This window comes from Deminuibacter soli, from assembly GCF_003412455.1.
Lineage (GTDB): Bacteria > Bacteroidota > Bacteroidia > Chitinophagales > Chitinophagaceae > Deminuibacter > Deminuibacter soli.
This window is the reverse complement of sequence record NZ_QTJU01000006.1, coordinates 100969-116583: the sequence shown is the minus strand read 5'-3', so window position 1 is coordinate 116583 and position 15615 is coordinate 100969. Positions and strand designations below refer to the sequence as shown.

At 47.4% G+C, this 15615-nt stretch carries 14 protein-coding genes; 6 read left to right on the top strand and 8 right to left on the bottom strand.

Annotation, left to right across the window (positions count from 1 at the left end; genetic code table 11):
• Nucleotides 1-51 precede the first annotated feature (51 nt).
• Nucleotides 52-621 carry a Crp/Fnr family transcriptional regulator gene (locus tag DXN05_RS16395; RefSeq protein ID WP_116848358.1) on the top strand — a complete coding sequence of 190 codons (570 nt, stop codon included), beginning with the start codon at nt 52-54 and terminating at the stop codon, nt 619-621.
• Between the two features lie 170 nt (nt 622-791).
• Here DXN05_RS16395 and DXN05_RS24500 read toward each other — a convergent pair whose 3' ends face one another.
• The 6 genes from DXN05_RS24500 to DXN05_RS16370 all read right to left on the bottom strand — a co-directional run bounded on the left by DXN05_RS24500 (nt 792) and on the right by DXN05_RS16370 (nt 9206).
• Nucleotides 792-935: a twin-arginine translocation signal domain-containing protein gene (locus tag DXN05_RS24500; protein ID WP_147313944.1), complete on the bottom strand. Its 144-nt coding sequence runs from the start codon at nt 933-935 to the stop codon at nt 792-794.
• Between the two features lie 5 nt (nt 936-940).
• The gene (locus DXN05_RS16390; RefSeq protein ID WP_116848357.1) at nt 941-2470 is read right to left on the bottom strand and encodes a DUF5689 domain-containing protein; all 1530 of its coding nucleotides are present in this window, start codon (nt 2468-2470) and stop codon (nt 941-943) included.
• Nucleotides 2471-2514: 44 nt separating this feature from the next.
• Complete coding sequence (locus DXN05_RS16385) at nt 2515-4029, bottom strand: SusD/RagB family nutrient-binding outer membrane lipoprotein (RefSeq protein ID WP_116848356.1); 1515 nt, start codon at nt 4027-4029, stop codon at nt 2515-2517.
• A gap of 11 nt (nt 4030-4040) precedes the next feature.
• Nucleotides 4041-7385, bottom strand: a complete 3345-nt coding sequence (locus tag DXN05_RS16380) for a SusC/RagA family TonB-linked outer membrane protein (protein WP_245975230.1) — start codon at nt 7383-7385, stop codon at nt 4041-4043.
• 191 nt (nt 7386-7576) lie between these two features.
• Entirely contained in the window at nt 7577-8422 is an 846-nt protein-coding gene (locus DXN05_RS16375) for a FecR family protein (protein ID WP_116848355.1), read from the bottom strand.
• Between the two features lie 214 nt (nt 8423-8636).
• The gene (locus DXN05_RS16370) at nt 8637-9206 is read right to left on the bottom strand and encodes an RNA polymerase sigma factor (protein ID WP_116848354.1); all 570 of its coding nucleotides are present in this window, start codon (nt 9204-9206) and stop codon (nt 8637-8639) included.
• A gap of 346 nt (nt 9207-9552) precedes the next feature.
• Here DXN05_RS16370 and DXN05_RS16365 point away from each other — a divergent pair, with 346 nt between their 5' ends.
• Nucleotides 9553-10890 carry an alkaline phosphatase family protein gene (locus DXN05_RS16365; RefSeq protein WP_116848353.1) on the top strand — a complete coding sequence of 446 codons (1338 nt, stop codon included), beginning with the start codon at nt 9553-9555 and terminating at the stop codon, nt 10888-10890.
• A 76-nt stretch (nt 10891-10966) separates the two neighbouring features.
• On the opposite strand, the gene DXN05_RS16360 is transcribed toward DXN05_RS16365, so the two are convergent.
• A complete protein-coding gene (locus tag DXN05_RS16360; RefSeq protein WP_116848352.1) occupies nt 10967-11818 on the bottom strand; it encodes an NAD(P)-dependent oxidoreductase in 852 nt (283 codons plus the stop codon).
• Between the two features lie 206 nt (nt 11819-12024).
• Here DXN05_RS16360 and DXN05_RS16355 point away from each other — a divergent pair, with 206 nt between their 5' ends.
• Both DXN05_RS16355 and DXN05_RS16350 read left to right on the top strand, forming a co-directional pair.
• Complete coding sequence (locus DXN05_RS16355) at nt 12025-12366, top strand: type II toxin-antitoxin system RelE/ParE family toxin (RefSeq protein ID WP_116848351.1); 342 nt, start codon at nt 12025-12027, stop codon at nt 12364-12366.
• 2 nt (nt 12367-12368) lie between these two features.
• Nucleotides 12369-13457: a HigA family addiction module antitoxin gene (locus DXN05_RS16350; RefSeq protein ID WP_116848350.1), complete on the top strand. Its 1089-nt coding sequence runs from the start codon at nt 12369-12371 to the stop codon at nt 13455-13457.
• A gap of 30 nt (nt 13458-13487) precedes the next feature.
• Here the strand turns inward: DXN05_RS16350 and DXN05_RS16345 are convergent, their stop codons facing one another.
• Entirely contained in the window at nt 13488-13799 is a 312-nt protein-coding gene (locus DXN05_RS16345; protein ID WP_116848349.1) for an antibiotic biosynthesis monooxygenase, read from the bottom strand.
• A 222-nt stretch (nt 13800-14021) separates the two neighbouring features.
• Here DXN05_RS16345 and DXN05_RS16340 point away from each other — a divergent pair, with 222 nt between their 5' ends.
• Nucleotides 14022-14726: an HAD family hydrolase gene (locus tag DXN05_RS16340; RefSeq protein WP_116848348.1), complete on the top strand. Its 705-nt coding sequence runs from the start codon at nt 14022-14024 to the stop codon at nt 14724-14726.
• A 128-nt stretch (nt 14727-14854) separates the two neighbouring features.
• A complete protein-coding gene (locus DXN05_RS16335; RefSeq protein WP_116848347.1) occupies nt 14855-15529 on the top strand; it encodes a phosphatase PAP2 family protein in 675 nt (224 codons plus the stop codon).
• Nucleotides 15530-15615 lie beyond the last annotated feature (86 nt).

The following is a 15615-nucleotide window of genomic DNA, read 5'->3' as shown; positions in this document are numbered from 1 at the left end:
TTGCTTAATTTAATGGTTTGCCGCAGTTGGCACGAATGAAAACAGTCCGTTATGTATGAACAGCTGAGCAAGTATATCCTGGATTGCATTGCGGTAAACGATGAGCAGTTGCGCACTATTCTTTCCTACTTCCATCCCTTATCGCTAAAAAAGAAAGAGATCGTGGCTTCTATTGGACAGCCTGCACGGCGCATGTATTTTGTAAACAAGGGCTGCCTGCGGGTGTGCTTTATCAAAAACGACGGATCGGAAGTGACACGCAGGTTTGCTTTTGAAAATGCGTTCTCTACATCGCTGGTGTCATTCATCAGCGGCAAGCCATTAACGGAGTACACGCAGGCTGTAGAGCCGACCGAGCTGCTGTATATTTCCCGTAATGATTTTTATTACCTGCTGGAACAGATCCCTGCATGGGAGAAATTTTACCGCAGTTACCTGGAGCATGCCTATGTAACCAATACCAACCGCCTGCAGAGTTTTATTACACTCGATGCAACTGAGCGGTACCAGCTGCTGCTGAACGAGCATCCGCAAATTGTGCTGCGTTTGCCCAATAAGCTGGTGGCCAATTATCTTAATATATCACAGGAGGCATTGAGCCGGTTGAAAGCTAAACGGTAGACAGGCGGTACTTATCAAAGTCTGCCGGGATCTTTTCAAAGCATTACATGCAAGGGTGTTGATGTTACGGGCAAGGTAATTGTTGTGACCCGGAAAAACAAAAGGCCCCTCCTGCAGGCAGGAAAGGCGCTTTGATTTTAACAGAGAACAAATGTATATGCAGCCGGTGTTTAAACAGAAGCTTCGTACACGTTGCCAAAGCGGCCGATGCCTTCCTGTTTTGCTGCTGGACTGGCGTGCAGCAGGGCAGCGGGTACTGTTAAAAGGGAACCTGTAAGGCCAACGTTTCTTAAAAATCGTCTTCTGTTGAGCATGATAATCAGAATTTCAGTTTAGTTGCTGCATCGCCTTCAATTTCAGAGATGGCGGAGGTTTTGCTGAGCACGATGCCGGTTTGTGTTCTTGCCTTTGTCCATTTGCCCAGGGTAACATTGTATTCACCGGCCATATTGTTCCAGTAACCAACATCGGCTGTGTAATAGCTCAGCGAAAGCGTGTTGGAGCCATTCTGGTAATAAGGCTGCGTTTTCAGGGTAATAGGGTCTATCTTATCATAGAAGTCGGTATTGGTGATTTTATAACCTGCGGGAACAGGGCTTGCCGTATACAGGCTGCCACCGGTTGCAACAAACAGCACATCTACCGGCTCAGAATCTACGGTTACTATGTTGCTGTTAAACACGGCTACACCTGAAGCATTGCCGCTGTTGGCAAACAAGCCGCCTGTTTTGGTACCAAAGTCGTCGCCATTGGTAGTGGTGTAGTTAAATGCCCTTATCCAGTTTGAGCTTGCCATGCTGGTAGAACCTGAACCATTGATGGTTTTGCCGCTGCCGCCTACATAGAAGAAAGTGCCTTTTGCCGCTTTGCCGGATGTGAGGCTGAATTTAAAAGTGCGCATATCACCGGTAGCCCATCCTTTGGAAGGATAACCTGAAGGAGTTGAGGCATTGGCGTTATTGGTCACCACAACAGCATAGGGTGTTTTGCTGAAATCAATATCCTGTGTAGCCAGCAGCTGCACATATTCATAGTTGCCATCACTGCCTTTTACATCACTCATAAAGCCGGAGATAACTACAGGCGCAACGGAGATGGTGGTACCGAGCAGTTTAATATCGTTGCCGGTACGTATGCGAAATTCAGGAACAGCAACACCTGTTGAATCGGTTGCCGTGGTGTTGAAAGAGATGCCGGTGTAGTTGGCATTGGCCACCATTGCCTGGCCGGCAAATGCAGCTTTCTCATCGGTACGCAGGGTAATATTGCCAAAACCATCGTTCAGTATTTTGCTGCCTGCAAGGGTTTCACCTGCTTTGGGCAGGGGATCGAAGCCGCCTTTTACAATTACTGATAATACGCTTTCGTATGCATCGGGGTTGGTCAGTATTTTACTTGCCGGAACGCGGTTGAGCGCAATGCTGTTACCTGAAGAAACCCTGGTGATCGCTTCTTTTTTGATGCCGGTGATTTCGAGGATGCCGTTTACTTTTTTAAGTACGGCACCGCTTACTTTAATGGTAACAGAATCGCCGGGTACAAAGGTAGCAGCATCGGCACCAAGTGGAATAGAGATGCCACGCAGTTGCGACAGGCGGCGTGCATCCTGCACTACCAGCAAGCCTTCAGGCAGGTTGCTGCCTGAGTGGTCAGATACAACCATGGCTGTAATATCTTCTGCACCACCCATGTTATCGGGTGTAAGTGTAACATCGCTGCCCTTGTACAAATTTCTTACATCATATATAGCGATATAGGGGCTGAGTACGGCACCCGGGTAATTATCTTTTTTACATCCTCCTGCCAAACCGGCCAGTACGCAGAAAGAATACAGTATTACTTTTTTCATGGTATTTGTTTAACAAATAGTGAATCCTGGAATCGGGTTTAACGTTATGGTTTCTGCCACCATACCTGTGTTGAAATAATATCTGGTCCCTGCGCTGCCACCGCTTTTTTATAGTTGGTGGGGTTGGTTGATTGCACGTAAACAGGGTAGGTCATTCTTGCCGGCATCACACCGTCGTTTTTCAAACCGGGGCCTTTGGGCAATGTGGGGTGACCGGTACGGCGGTATTCAAACCATTGCTGCATGTCTTCGAGGAACAAGGCATAGTATTTCTGCAGGTGAATGCGCTCCATTTTCTGATCCAGCGTCAGGTTATTGTCCCACTCCACATCTGCAGCGGAAAGGAAGTCGGTTATTTTAACCGGCCAGGTGGGCAGCCACAACGTAATGCTGTTCAGTGCGCCATCGTTGTAGAAAGTTTCGGCAGAGCCGCTGATCCAGCCTTTTACTGCTGCTTCGGCCAATATGAATTTCAGCTCTGCATAGTTCATGATCATACCGGTGAGCGGGTCTGTCATCAGTGATATTGCAGAAGTGTTGGAGTAGAAATAAGACTTTTTAGGAGGGTTGCTGCCTGGTGCATAGCCGCTGGGTACACCCAGGTAAGCGCCTGCTGCAGGTGCAATACCCCACCTGTTGAAACCACCGGTACCATACGTAGGAATGTCGATACGGGGGTCGTTCCAGGCTACCAGGTGATCGATAAAGAAGCTGGCAATAGCCGGTGTTCTGAAGTCCTGTTCCCTGATGGTCATATAAGGCGATACATACGGGCCTACACCTGTCCAGCGCAGGATGGCAGCATCTGCATTGCTGGCCATAATAGGATAGGTGGATGCGCTTGTTTCAACGATGTCTTTGATTTTGGCAATGCACTGATCAGCTACTTCTGATTTGCCGGACAGTTTTAACAGCAGGCGCAGGTAAAGCGAGTTGCCGAATTTGCGCCATTTGGTAACATCACCATTGTAAACAGGGTCGCTGTCTGCCGTGATGCCTGTAGCTGCGCTCAGCAATACGTTGGCTGAATCGAGCTTGTTGAAGATATCGAGATAGATGTCTTTCTGCTTGTCGAATACAGGCTGGGTGTTCATGCTGTCCCTGGCCTGGTTTGACTGGAAATAAGGTACATCACCATACGTGTCGGTCAATAAGGAATAGATCCATGACTGGCAGATCAGCGAAATACCCATGTACGATTTGTTATAGGTAAGTGGCTGGCTGGCGATGGTGTAGAGCGATTTGAAGTCTGTTAACTGGCCATACCAGCCATTGTACAGGTTATCGGCCCAGGTAGCACGGTAATCGTAACGGAAGGGCTGGCCTTCTGCATCACTCATGTTCACGGTAACCTGCATCAGCTCGTTGTTGAAGTTGCGGTTGCGGAGCATGTTTAAGCTTACGGTATTTGCCAGTGCAGGTGCCAGCAATTGCTGCGGGTATGCATTGGGGTTGGTATTGGGATTGGTATTGATTTCTTTAAAGTTCTTGGTGCACGATGTAAATGCAACACTTGCCAGCAATGCAATACCTGCTATTTTATACGTGAGTTTTTTCATTTTGCCTGAGATTAAAGTCCAACATTTAAGTTAACACCGAATGAACGCGTAGAAGGGAACTGGCCGATTTCGAAGCCGCGGATGATATCAGAGCCATCCAATGTGCCAAACTCAGGATCGAAGATGGGCCATTTGCTCCAGATAAACAGGTCGCGGCCATAGATGCCGATCTGCACACGCTGTAAGCCCATTCTCTTCGCTATTTTGGGGTTAAGTGTGTAGTAGATGCTTGCTTCGCGGAATTTGATGAAATCGGTACGGAAGGTGCTGCCTTCTGCATTGTCCTGGCCGTAGTGTGAGCGATAGTATTCGTCAATATCAGTTGCAATCACGTCGTTCTTCCTGTAATGACCTTCGCCATCCTGTACTACCCCATTACCGATGATGCCATTGTAACGGCCCGGCAGTGTATTGGTGGTTTTACCCTGTTCAGCCAGTTTGTAATGGGTGAGTGAGTGTGCCACGCCGCCGTACTGTACGTCGAACACGGTGTGCAGGGTAAATTGTTTGTAAGTGAAATCGTTGGTTAAACCCGCTTTCCATTTAGGAATGGTGTTACCGAGGTAAACCACATCCTGTGTTAACAGGGCTATGCCGGTTTTTGAATCGTATACAATCTGTCCGTCAGGAGCGCGCAGGTAACCGCGACCGTACATGTCACCCATGCTGCCGCCTACTTTGGCTACAATCTGTCCGCCGCCAACAGGGCCGTTTTTCAGCACGATTGAGCTATCCGGTAACGATACGATTTTGTTGGTGTTGGCAGAGAATACCATGCCGGTAGACCATTTGAAACCGGTTTTGGTTTGTACAGGGGTAACGTTTAAAGCTATTTCAATACCCTTGTTGTTTACTTTACCGGCATTTACCACTTTCTGCACCCAGCCTGATGACTGATCAAGGTATTGTTTCAGAATCTGGTCCCTGGTGTTGCCTGTGTATACAGTCACATCAAGGTTAACACGGTTGTTTAACATGCTTATGTTAGCACCTGCTTCGTAAGTAATGGTACGAAGTGGTTTGAGGTTAGGGTTGGTGAGCAGTGAAGGGTTGCTTAAACCACCGTTGTACAGGCTGCCTGCACTGGCATAGTTATAAGAAGTAAGATAAGGTTCTGTACCGCCGCTGCCTACGCTGGATGCAGAGAAGCGTAACTTGGCATAGTCGATTACTTTGGGCAGGCGCAACACGTCTGAAGCCACAAAGCTGAAGTTGGCAGAGGTGTAGAAGAAACCTGCGTTAGCAGTACGTGTTGGTGTTGCCAGGGCGCTGTTATAATCCTGGCGGCCGGTGAAGTCAGCATACAGGTAGCTTTTGTAGTTCAGCGACACTAAGCCATAGAAGCTGTTGATGGCGTACTCGCTTTTGTATGGTAATGTAACCAGCGGGCCGGCATTGTTGGCCAGGCTGTATACACCGGGGAAGGCCAGCGAATCTGCACGGTTTTCATCTTTATTATACCTGTTTTTCAGGATGCTGCCACCTGCTGATGCGTTAATGCTGAGGTCGCGGGTAATTTTATCGCTGTAGCGCAACAGGAAGTCGGCGCTTGATTCAATGGAAAAGATGTTTTGGGTACGATAGCTGCCTTTGGGCAGTTTGGTGCCTGCATCCCAGGGGCGTTTCTGGTTGCGTGCGTCGTACGACATGTCGAGCGAGGTTCTTACCTGGAAGCTCCATTGTTTGTTGAAATTGTACGTCGCCTGAATGTTGCCGGTTACCGCATTGCGGTTAGAGGCATTCAGGAACTCGTATGCAATGGCATATGGGTTCTCCGGGTAGCTGCTGAAAGGATATTCTATTTTCTGTTGTTCCTTACCTTTCACCCAATAGTTTTTCAGCCAGTTAAGGTCTGCACTTGGCTGCCAGAAAATATACCAGTACATGATAGACTGGTTGCCGTAACCGGCGCCTGGCAGGTTATCGCTCCATTTGTTGTTGTAAGTAACTTTAGAAGAGATGGTAAGCTTGTCGCTAAGCTTGGAGTTTACCGATAGCGCTACTGAATTGCGTTTGTAGCCGGTGTTGGGAACAATCCAGTCGTTGTTTACATTGGTTACAGAGAAACGTGCAGTGGTTTTATCGGTACCGCCGTCAACACTCACACTATTGGTAAACGTTTTGCCGGTAGTGAAATAATCTCTTGTCTGGTTTTTATAAGGTCTCCACAATGTTCTTACGCTGTCCTGCGACTGTGTGCCCGGGTTAAACTGGAAGAACTTCTGTCCGTCGAATTTAGGGCCATAGGCAGAGCTGGTACCGCTGGTGCTGGCGCCATCTGCCGAGGCTCCCCAGGAATAATAAGCTGCACCATCCAGGCCCTGGCCGTATTCGTATTGCAGGTCGGGCCAGCGGTTGGGTTTCTCCAGGCTGTAGTTGGAGTTGACATTCACGTTCATGCGTTTTTTAGCACCACCTGATTTGGTCGTGATAATAACAGCGCCATTGGCACCACGCTGACCGTAGAGGGCCGAAGCGCCTGGGCCTTTCAATATGGTAACAGTTTCAATATCGTCAGGGTTCAGGTCGTTGAAGTTGCTGCCGTAGTCTGCAGGCATATTATCGCTGCCTGTGCCATAAGTATCAGAACCCGCGGTACCTGTGCGGCGGCCGCTGCCCTGGTTAATTACCACACCATCTACCACAATCAGCGCTTCGTTGTCGCCGGTAAGGTTGTTTTCACCGCGCAGAATTACTTTGATAGAACCTGCAGGGCCTGCGTTGGAGCGAATCAGGTTTAAGCCGGCTACTTTACCGGAAAGTGCATCAGCCCAGTTGCCAGACATGGCATCAGTAAGCTGCTCACCTTTGATGGTAGTGGCTGAGTAACCCAGTGAACGTTCTTCGCGTTTAATACCCAGTGCGGTTACCACCACACCATCTATCTCTTTCACATCTTTTGATAATTCAACAGCCATTTCTCCCTGGTTAACACCGGTGAATGTTCTTTTCACAGGGTAAAAGCCAACTGAAGAAATTTCAACTGAACCATCTTCTGCAGGAATGATTTTGCTGAACCGGCCATTGTCGTCTGTAAGTGTCATTAACGTGTTGTGACCAGGCTGTTTAATAAATACGGTTGCGTTGCCAACAGCTACACCTTTTTCGGTTACAATACCATGCAGTTCCATGGTGGTATTGCCGGCCTTTTTAACAGGCGGTATTTTTTTAATAATGTAACTGCTGCCGCTGGCTGTGGCAGTAAAGCCGCCTGGTGCCAGGGTTTTGCTGAGCAGTTCGCTTACAGTAGCGGCTTCGTAAGAAGCAGCCGGAACTTTTACTTCATACAGCTCTTCGTTTACGTACGCCAATTGTACATTAAACTTGTGTTCGAACTGTTCTACTACTTTGGACATTGTTTCAGCATTGTGCTGAAAACGTAGCCGGGTGGTTTGTGCCTGAAGCAGGCCGATGCATGCGAACAGCATAAACATCACCATACTTAACCTCCCTGTAAATTTCCCGTGTTGCATAGTTGTTGGTTTAAACAATAGAGTGCCGGGCCGCCTTTCGGCAGCGATTAATAAATAATATGAACTGTTGTTGTTTAGTGAATGGTGTTTCCTGTCAGCTGGTTCAGTACCGCCAGGTTATCCCGGAGCGGCTGTGAAAAATTCCAGGTCAGCGTAACTTTTGTTAAACGGTTAACCCCTGTGGTATTCAGCTTTACATGATAGTAAGCCGAAACATTATCGATCAGTTCTCCAAGCGGTACATCAAACAGGCGTACTTCCTGCTGCAGCCACCAGTCGGCAGCAATAGCCGGTACCAGGTTAGTGTTGCCTGTGTTATTGTTAACAGTGCTTACCTGCTGTCCGCCATGTACAATTACCTGTCCGCGCTGGTTGTGCAGGGCAACTGTGCCTTCCTTTACAGCCAGGTGCAGGTCTGTTGTATCTTTTACAGTAATGGTAAACTGTGTACCCAAGACCAGTACTTTCTGTTTGTTCACTGCAATCGAGAATGGATGTACCTGGTCTTTGGTAACAGAGAAAAAAGCGGTTCCCTTATCCAGCACCACCGAGCGTTTTGCAGCAAATGTGGGATACATATGTATAGCTGAATTAGGTGCCAGCCATATTACAGAACCATCTGCCAGTTCCACTTTCTTTTTATTGCCATCGCTTGCCACTACATCCCAGGCCGATACCGGTACCTGGCTGTTGTTCATCCAGGTGAACTTCACAATCAATGCCGTAAGCACTGCAGCAACTGCGCCTGCACTGATATACAATACACGCCTGCGGCCGTTTGCAGAAGCCGTATGGATGCGGTTGTGTATTGCGCCGAGCAATTCCTGTTTTCTTTCGGATGACAGATGCGCCGGTTGTTGCCAGGCCTGCTGCCATTGCTCATCAGTGAAAGTGCCGCTCTTACGTCTTTTCCAGATCATGGGAAGAATTACTTTGTATAAGTGACGATGACTGAAAAAAATAGTACCAGTGTAAAATGCGGCTTAACAATTCGTTCATATTGGGTGGGTACGGAGATGGCTGTGCGCGTGCATTTGTGGCTGAAGCATTGCTGCGAAGCCCGTTGGGTGCGGATTACAGGGGATAGTGGCTGAAGAAAAAGGAAGTGGGCGTAACATGCGTTGCAATGCGTTGTTACAGGAACAACAGGTTTACCTGCTGTAATATTTTTACAATGCGCTGGCTGGCTGTGTGCAGCTGGTTTTTTACGGTTTGCTCGGAAAGATCGAGTTCTGAAGCAATTTCTTTTACAGACAGGGCTTCTTCGTTTTTCATCACATATATTCTGCCCATCTGTACCGGAAGCCGTTTAATGGCCTGCTTCCACAACTGGTGCAGTTGTTTGTACTGATAATAGTCGTTGGGTTTAATATGGTCTTCCTGTGTGTCGGGCGGTGTATCCGCAGGCTGCCATTTTCTTCTTTTAATTACCCTGATATGGTCCGTGATACAATTCTGTACAATGGTGTACAGGTAGTTTTTAAAAGAAGTATGCACTTCAATGGTGCTGCGCTTATGCCATAGCTTAATAAACACTTCCTGCAAAATATCGTCTGCATCATGTGCATCCTGCAGCCTGAAATTAATATAGGTCAGTACCGGTTCTGCAAACTGGTTAAACAGCTCATTGAACGCATCTTTGTCGCCTTCTCTCAGTCGTTGCAGTAAGGATTGTTCATCCGGTAATAATTCCTGAAAATGCATGTTTAACACTATATATACGGATTACAAAGCACGTTGCCCAATGTATGCCTCATACAGTCACTGCCGGTGTGCACAGGGTGAATGTATGGCGGCAGTGAATCAGGCCGCAAATTGCAGCACGCATGTTAATTTTTTGCAAACAAATGATTAAGTTTTGATAAATGCATCAACAAAAGTGGTTGCATGATTAAACCTTTTGCTTTTTTACAAGTAGTCAATGCCGCACTAACCCGCACTGCATGTATGTTTGCGGCGATGCAGTGCCGGCGCGGCTATGCCACCTCTTAACAATTTGGTAATATGCCTGTCTGGTACCTGTTTGCATTTTACAGCGTCATTATATATTATGAAAAAGTTCATCCTTTCATTATTGCTGCTACCGGCAGTTAGTTATTCATTTGCGCAGCAGGCAACGCATGTTGTGCTGATCACCATTGATGGTTTTCGTCCCGACTTTTACCAGGATGCATCCTGGGGTGCATTTAACCTGCGCATGCTGGCAGACAGCGGTGTGCGTGCAAGTGCCGCGGTACCTGTGTTTCCGTCTGTTACCTACCCGGATCATACTACCATTGTAACCGGTGTGGCGCCTGCAAAACACGGCGTTTACTACAATGCACCGTTTGAACCGCAGGGCGCATCGGGTGTATGGTATTTTGATTACAACGCCATTAAGGTGCCCACCTTATGGGATGCAGTACACAAAGCAGGTAAAACATCTGCCAATGTAATATGGCCTGTAACCGTTGGTGCACCTATCGATTACAATGTACCTGATATATGGGTAGCCAAAGGCGGCAGCGACCGACTGGCCATTACTGCAAAAAATACAACACCCGCAGGTTTGTGGCAGGAGCTGCAGGATAAAGCCACCGGCACTTTACAACCGGATGATTTCGCGATGGTAAACGATGAACTGATTATGGATGAAAATGTAGGCCGCATGAGTGCTTACATCATTCAGCAATACAAGCCCGGTTTTACGGCTTTGCATCTGGCCTGCTGTGATCACTATGAACACGCACAGGGAAGAGACGGTTCACTGGTAAGAAAAGCGGTAGCCGGTGCAGACAGGGCTATCGGCGATGTGCTGGAAGCAGTGAAACGTGCAGGTATAAAAGACAGCACGGTGATTATTGTAACCGGCGATCATGGCTTTGTAAACATCAGCCATTCCTTTGCGCCCAATGTATTGCTGGCGCAGAACGGTTTGCTGAAAGATGTTAAAACCGGTGACTGGAAAGCGCAGTTTTACAGCGCAGGCGGTTCTGCTTTCCTGCACCTGAAAGATAAAAATGACAAAGCTACATTGAATAAAGTAGTGGAACTGCTGAAACAGTTGCCTGCAGCAGAACAACAGTATTTTAAAATCATCGATCAGCAGGCATTAACGCAATCCGGCGCAGACCCCGCTGCAGTGCTGGCTGTGACCGGTTTACAGGGCACTACCTTCAGCAATGCAACAGATGGTAAAATGGTAAAACCTGCCAAGGGCGGTACGCATGGTTTTTATCCTGACTTCAATGATATTAAAACCGGTTTTGTTATCAGCGGTAAAGGTGTGCGCAAGGGCAGCAGCATTGGTGAAATTCATTTAACCGATGTTGCGCCGGTGGTGGCGCAGGTGCTGGGGCTTGATTTTAAAGGAACTGACGGGCATGTACCGGATGGCATGCTGAATTAAGCAAACAACCATGGTTGATAAGCAGAAAGCTCCCGTTGCGGGAGCTTTCTTATTTGGTGCACAGGAGAGAAACTATTCAGGAAACAGCATCCTTGCCAATTACTGTCCAGTCGTTGCTGCCATAGCCTTTTTCTATCCAACGGTCCATTTCTTTGGCAATAGCTGGTATTACGGCAAGCGGTGTGCCTGCCTGCGCTGCGGCCTGCATAAATAAGCCGGTGTCTTTACGGGCCATATTCAGTTCCCACGAAGCCTGCTCGTAGTTGCCGCTGGCTACGCGTTTTAACCTGGCCGGTAAACCTGCGCCGGGGTTCCAGGTGTCGAACAGGGTATTGAGATCTTCCACGGGAATATGCAATGCCTTCGCGAGCGAAAGCGTATCAGCGATACCGGCAGTGAATGTTATCAGGAAAAGATTGCCGGTTAATTTCATACCTGCAGCACGGCCTTCTTCAGTACCAAAATTGATTACCCGGCCGGTCATTTTTGCGAGTGCCGGTTCCCATTGCCTGATGACCTCCTGGTCGCCGGAAACCAGCATTATGCCTGTGCTTTCCAGTGCATTGGACGGACCCATAAACACCGGTGCATGCAGGTAAGTAAAGCCTTTTGCTTTCCAGTCTTTTGTTCTTTGTACCGCACCTTCGGCCGAGGTGGTGGTATGGTCTATAATCACAGCGCCGGGTTCAAAGCCTGCGCTGGCTGCTGCCAGTACCTCGTTTACGGTGCCATCGTCTTTCAGGGTTACATGTATTACGGCAGCGCCTTTTACAGCTGCTGCAACATCTTCAAATGCTTTGGCGCCATCTGCTTCCAGGGCCTTCGCTTTTGATGGTGTGCGATTCCATACCTGTACCTGTTCTCCTTTTTTTATCATGGCTTTCACGAAATTGGAACCCAGAAGTCCCATACCCAGGAATGCTATCATGTGGTTTGTTTTTTATACAAACAAAGGTACAGGGCAAGATGTTTGCTTGTATCGGTTTTCCTGCAAACAGGAACAGTAAGGTGTTTTAAGTAAAAAGCAGCGATTGCGGTGAGGGGCTTTTTTTTGACTACGATAGACAAGATTGTCGGAGGGTTGGTCTTTTTTGACTTACAGTAAGTGTTAATTGAAATATAAGTATATTTGCATTGAAAATCACCTTTGGAGATAAGAAATTAGAAAAACTGGCCAATGACGACCGGAAGCGGATTCAGGCATTAGGGAAGTTAAGAGCTGAGATTCTGAGGAGGCGGCTTAGCCAGCTGGAAGATGCTGCAACATTAGAAGAGGTAAGGCATTTGCCAGGAAACTACCACGAACTTAAAGGCGATCGGAAAGGCCAGTGGGCCTGCGATCTGGACCAGCCGTACAGATTGATTTTTACGCCACACGCAGATCCCATACCCACAAATGAGGCCGGTCAATACGTTTGGTTAGCAATTACGGGGGTAGCGGTAATTGAGATTATAAACTACCACAAAGAAGCTTAACAATGGCAAAACAACATCAATATTTTCCTCCATCAAGGCCGCATCCAGGGGAAACCTTAGATGAGAAACTAAAGGAAATGGGCATGGGGCCGAAAGAATTTGCGCTTCGTACCGGGAAACCTGAGAAAACTATTATTGCTGTTCTTAACGGGGAGAGTGCTATTACGCCTGATATGGCCGTGCAGTTTGAAAGTGTGACGAGGATTCCGGCAAATTTCTGGATGAATCATCAGCGAAGCTATGATGAGTTTATCGCCAGGCAGAAAAGGCAAATAGTTATCCAACATGCAGTGGCATGGGCGAAGTTATTCCCCCTGAGCGATATGATAAAGAAAGGCTGGCTGCCCCGTGCGGCCACTATTGAGGAAAAAACAACAGCGCTGCTTACTTTCTTTGGTTTCTCTAATCACACGGCCTGGGAAGATTATTATTTCAAACAACAACTTAAAGTTTCCTTTCGTATTTCATTGGCACAAACAAATGAGCCCTATGCAATCTCAGCATGGCTTCGGAAAGGGGAGTTACAAGCCGCGGAGTTAAAAACAAATGAATATTCGGAAAAGAAGTTCAGAGATGCGCTGCCGCAACTAAAATCCATCATGGCGCAACATCCCAACGACTTCTTTAACCAACTGCAAAGCATTTGCCTGGAAGCGGGCATTAAAGTGGTTTATACGCCCTGTATTCATAAAGCTCCTATCAATGGCTCTACACGCTGGCTTAATGATACGCCTTTTATACAACTGACCGGCAGGTACAATCGGAATGATAGCTTTTGGTTTACTTTCTTTCACGAAGCAGGGCATATTCTTTTACATGGTAAAAAGGATATATTCCTGGAACAGGTAGCATATTCCGATCAAGACCTGGTTAAAGAAAAGGAGGCGGATGTTTTTGCTGTGAAGTGGACATTGACTGAGGAAGAAGAGGCTGAGATATTGTCAGCGGCGCCACTTAATAAAGAAAAGATCAGGCACTTTGCAAAACAATTCAATACCCATCCGGCTATCATCATCGGAAGGCTTCAATACAAAAAGCAGGTTGCTTACTCTTTTGGCAAGGAATATTTTGAACCGGTGATACTGGAATAAAGCTGCTTACCGCAGTTTGCAATATGTTTACTACCGCACAAAGGTTTCGTAGTGTGTTACTTTCTCTTCAAATTCCAGCAGGTACAGGTGATCTTCTTCGTAATATTTTGCAGTATCCAGCGGCTCGCCTGCAAATTCACGGATACTATCCCAGCTGTTCCATTTGGTGACTGTCCAGAAGTGACAAACATCATTGTCTGCCCGGCGCCATATTTCTACGGAAAGATTGCCGGGTATGCTTTTATAACCCGGTACGCCGGAGCGTAGTAAATATTCCAGGTATGTATCGGCGTCGCTCGCCCGGGTACGGCCATGCCACATGCGGGTAATAACGGTGTTCATGATTGCAGGTTTATATAATTGAAATTAATCTATCACCCGCGTTTGGTGGCTACCGTTGGTGGAATCGATGCATCACTGAAGCCCGTAATGCGTAAGTTATGCCACCCTAATAAATGAGGCACCGGGTTGAATGTAATTTTGCTGCAAACAGAAATTTGACTGAACCGTAAGGCTGAATGCGGTAATTTTGCAGGGATTTTTAAAACCATTCACCGAGAACCAATGACAGGACTTAAACACATTTCTTTCGACCTCTGGTATACCATCATCAAGTCTGACCCGGAATACAAGCCAAAACGCAACCAGCTTTTTGCTGATATGTTCGGGATTACGCGGAGCATGGAAGAAATAAATGTCACCTTTAAATATTTCGATGTACTGATTAACGTGATCAATGAAAAAACAGGCGGCCAGGCTTCTTTTTATGAAATTTATTATTACCTGCTGGCCAACCTGGGTGTAGACATACGCCAGGTAGAACCGGCGCAGCTGGATGCATATTATACGGCAACAGAAGTATTGTTTTTTGAAAACCCGCCTGTGCTCATGGATCCTGAAACACCGGCTTTATTCCAGTCACTCAGGGAGCAGGGGTACACAATCAGCCTGCTGAGCAATACAGCTTTTACGCGCGGCTCAACCCTGCGCCAGCTGATGCCTGACTGGGGTATCGAAAGCTACTTCGATTTCCAGCTGTATTCAGATGAAGAAGGCACCAGCAAACCTTCGCCCAACTTTTACCAGCTGATGTTTGAAAAGGTGACCGCCCTGTATCCTGTTACCAAGGAGCAGATTCTGCACGTGGGCGACAACCCTGTTGCAGATGTGGGTGGTGCAAAGCAGTTTGGCATCAACACCCTGCTGCTGCCCCCGGATACTACGCTCAGCATGCTGCTGAGGCCTGTATTTGGTGCTGCCACAGTTTAGTGCAACTTGTTATAAAATGCCATTGAAACCCGTAAGCAGGCAGCTTTGCCTGTTTGCGGGTTTTTATCTGGATACAACCTGCTGAATAGGCTATCTTAACCGTTAGATCAAAAGCGCATCAGTTTCGAATGGAAAAGAACGCACCTGCAAAATCGTGGCTGGCATTGTTTACGCTGGAGTTTATGCTGGCTGTATTGCTGCTGCTGTTATCGGCTTCGGTATTTGGTTTTATTGCGCACTATTGTATTACCGTTCGTGATCAAAATAATTTTGATCACCGCATATACATACTGCTCACGCAGCATGCCGGCCCTGCATTAACCAGGCAGGTGCAACGCATCACTTTTTTAGGCAGCGGTACTGTGCTGGCACCTGCCTACCTGTTGATAGCATTGATATTGTTGTTGCAAAAACGAAAACAACTGGCAGCAGCGCTTATTGCCATTGCCGGCAGCAGCATGCTGCTGAATGTAATTCTGAAAAACATATACCAACGCAGCAGACCTGCACTGGCGCACCTGGATGCCGTACAAGGATATAGCTTTCCCAGCGGGCACAGCATGGGTGCTTTCACTTTTTGCGGGCTGATCATTTTTGTTATCTGGAAAAGCCGCGTGCCACGCTGGCTGCAGCTTATATCAGCCATATTATTATCACTGTTGGCCATACTTATTGGCTGCAGCCGCATTTACCTGGGTGTACATTTCGCCAGCGATGTACTGGCAGGATTTTTTGTAACCGTGCTCTGGTTAAGCCTCTGTTTTATGCTGTGGCAACTGGCTAAACACCGGCATTGGGTGTAAATACCAAAAACGGCCTGGAAAACCACATCTAGCGAAATGTTATAATCAATTGAATGTTACTTCGTTTGAATTCATCAGTACGTTAC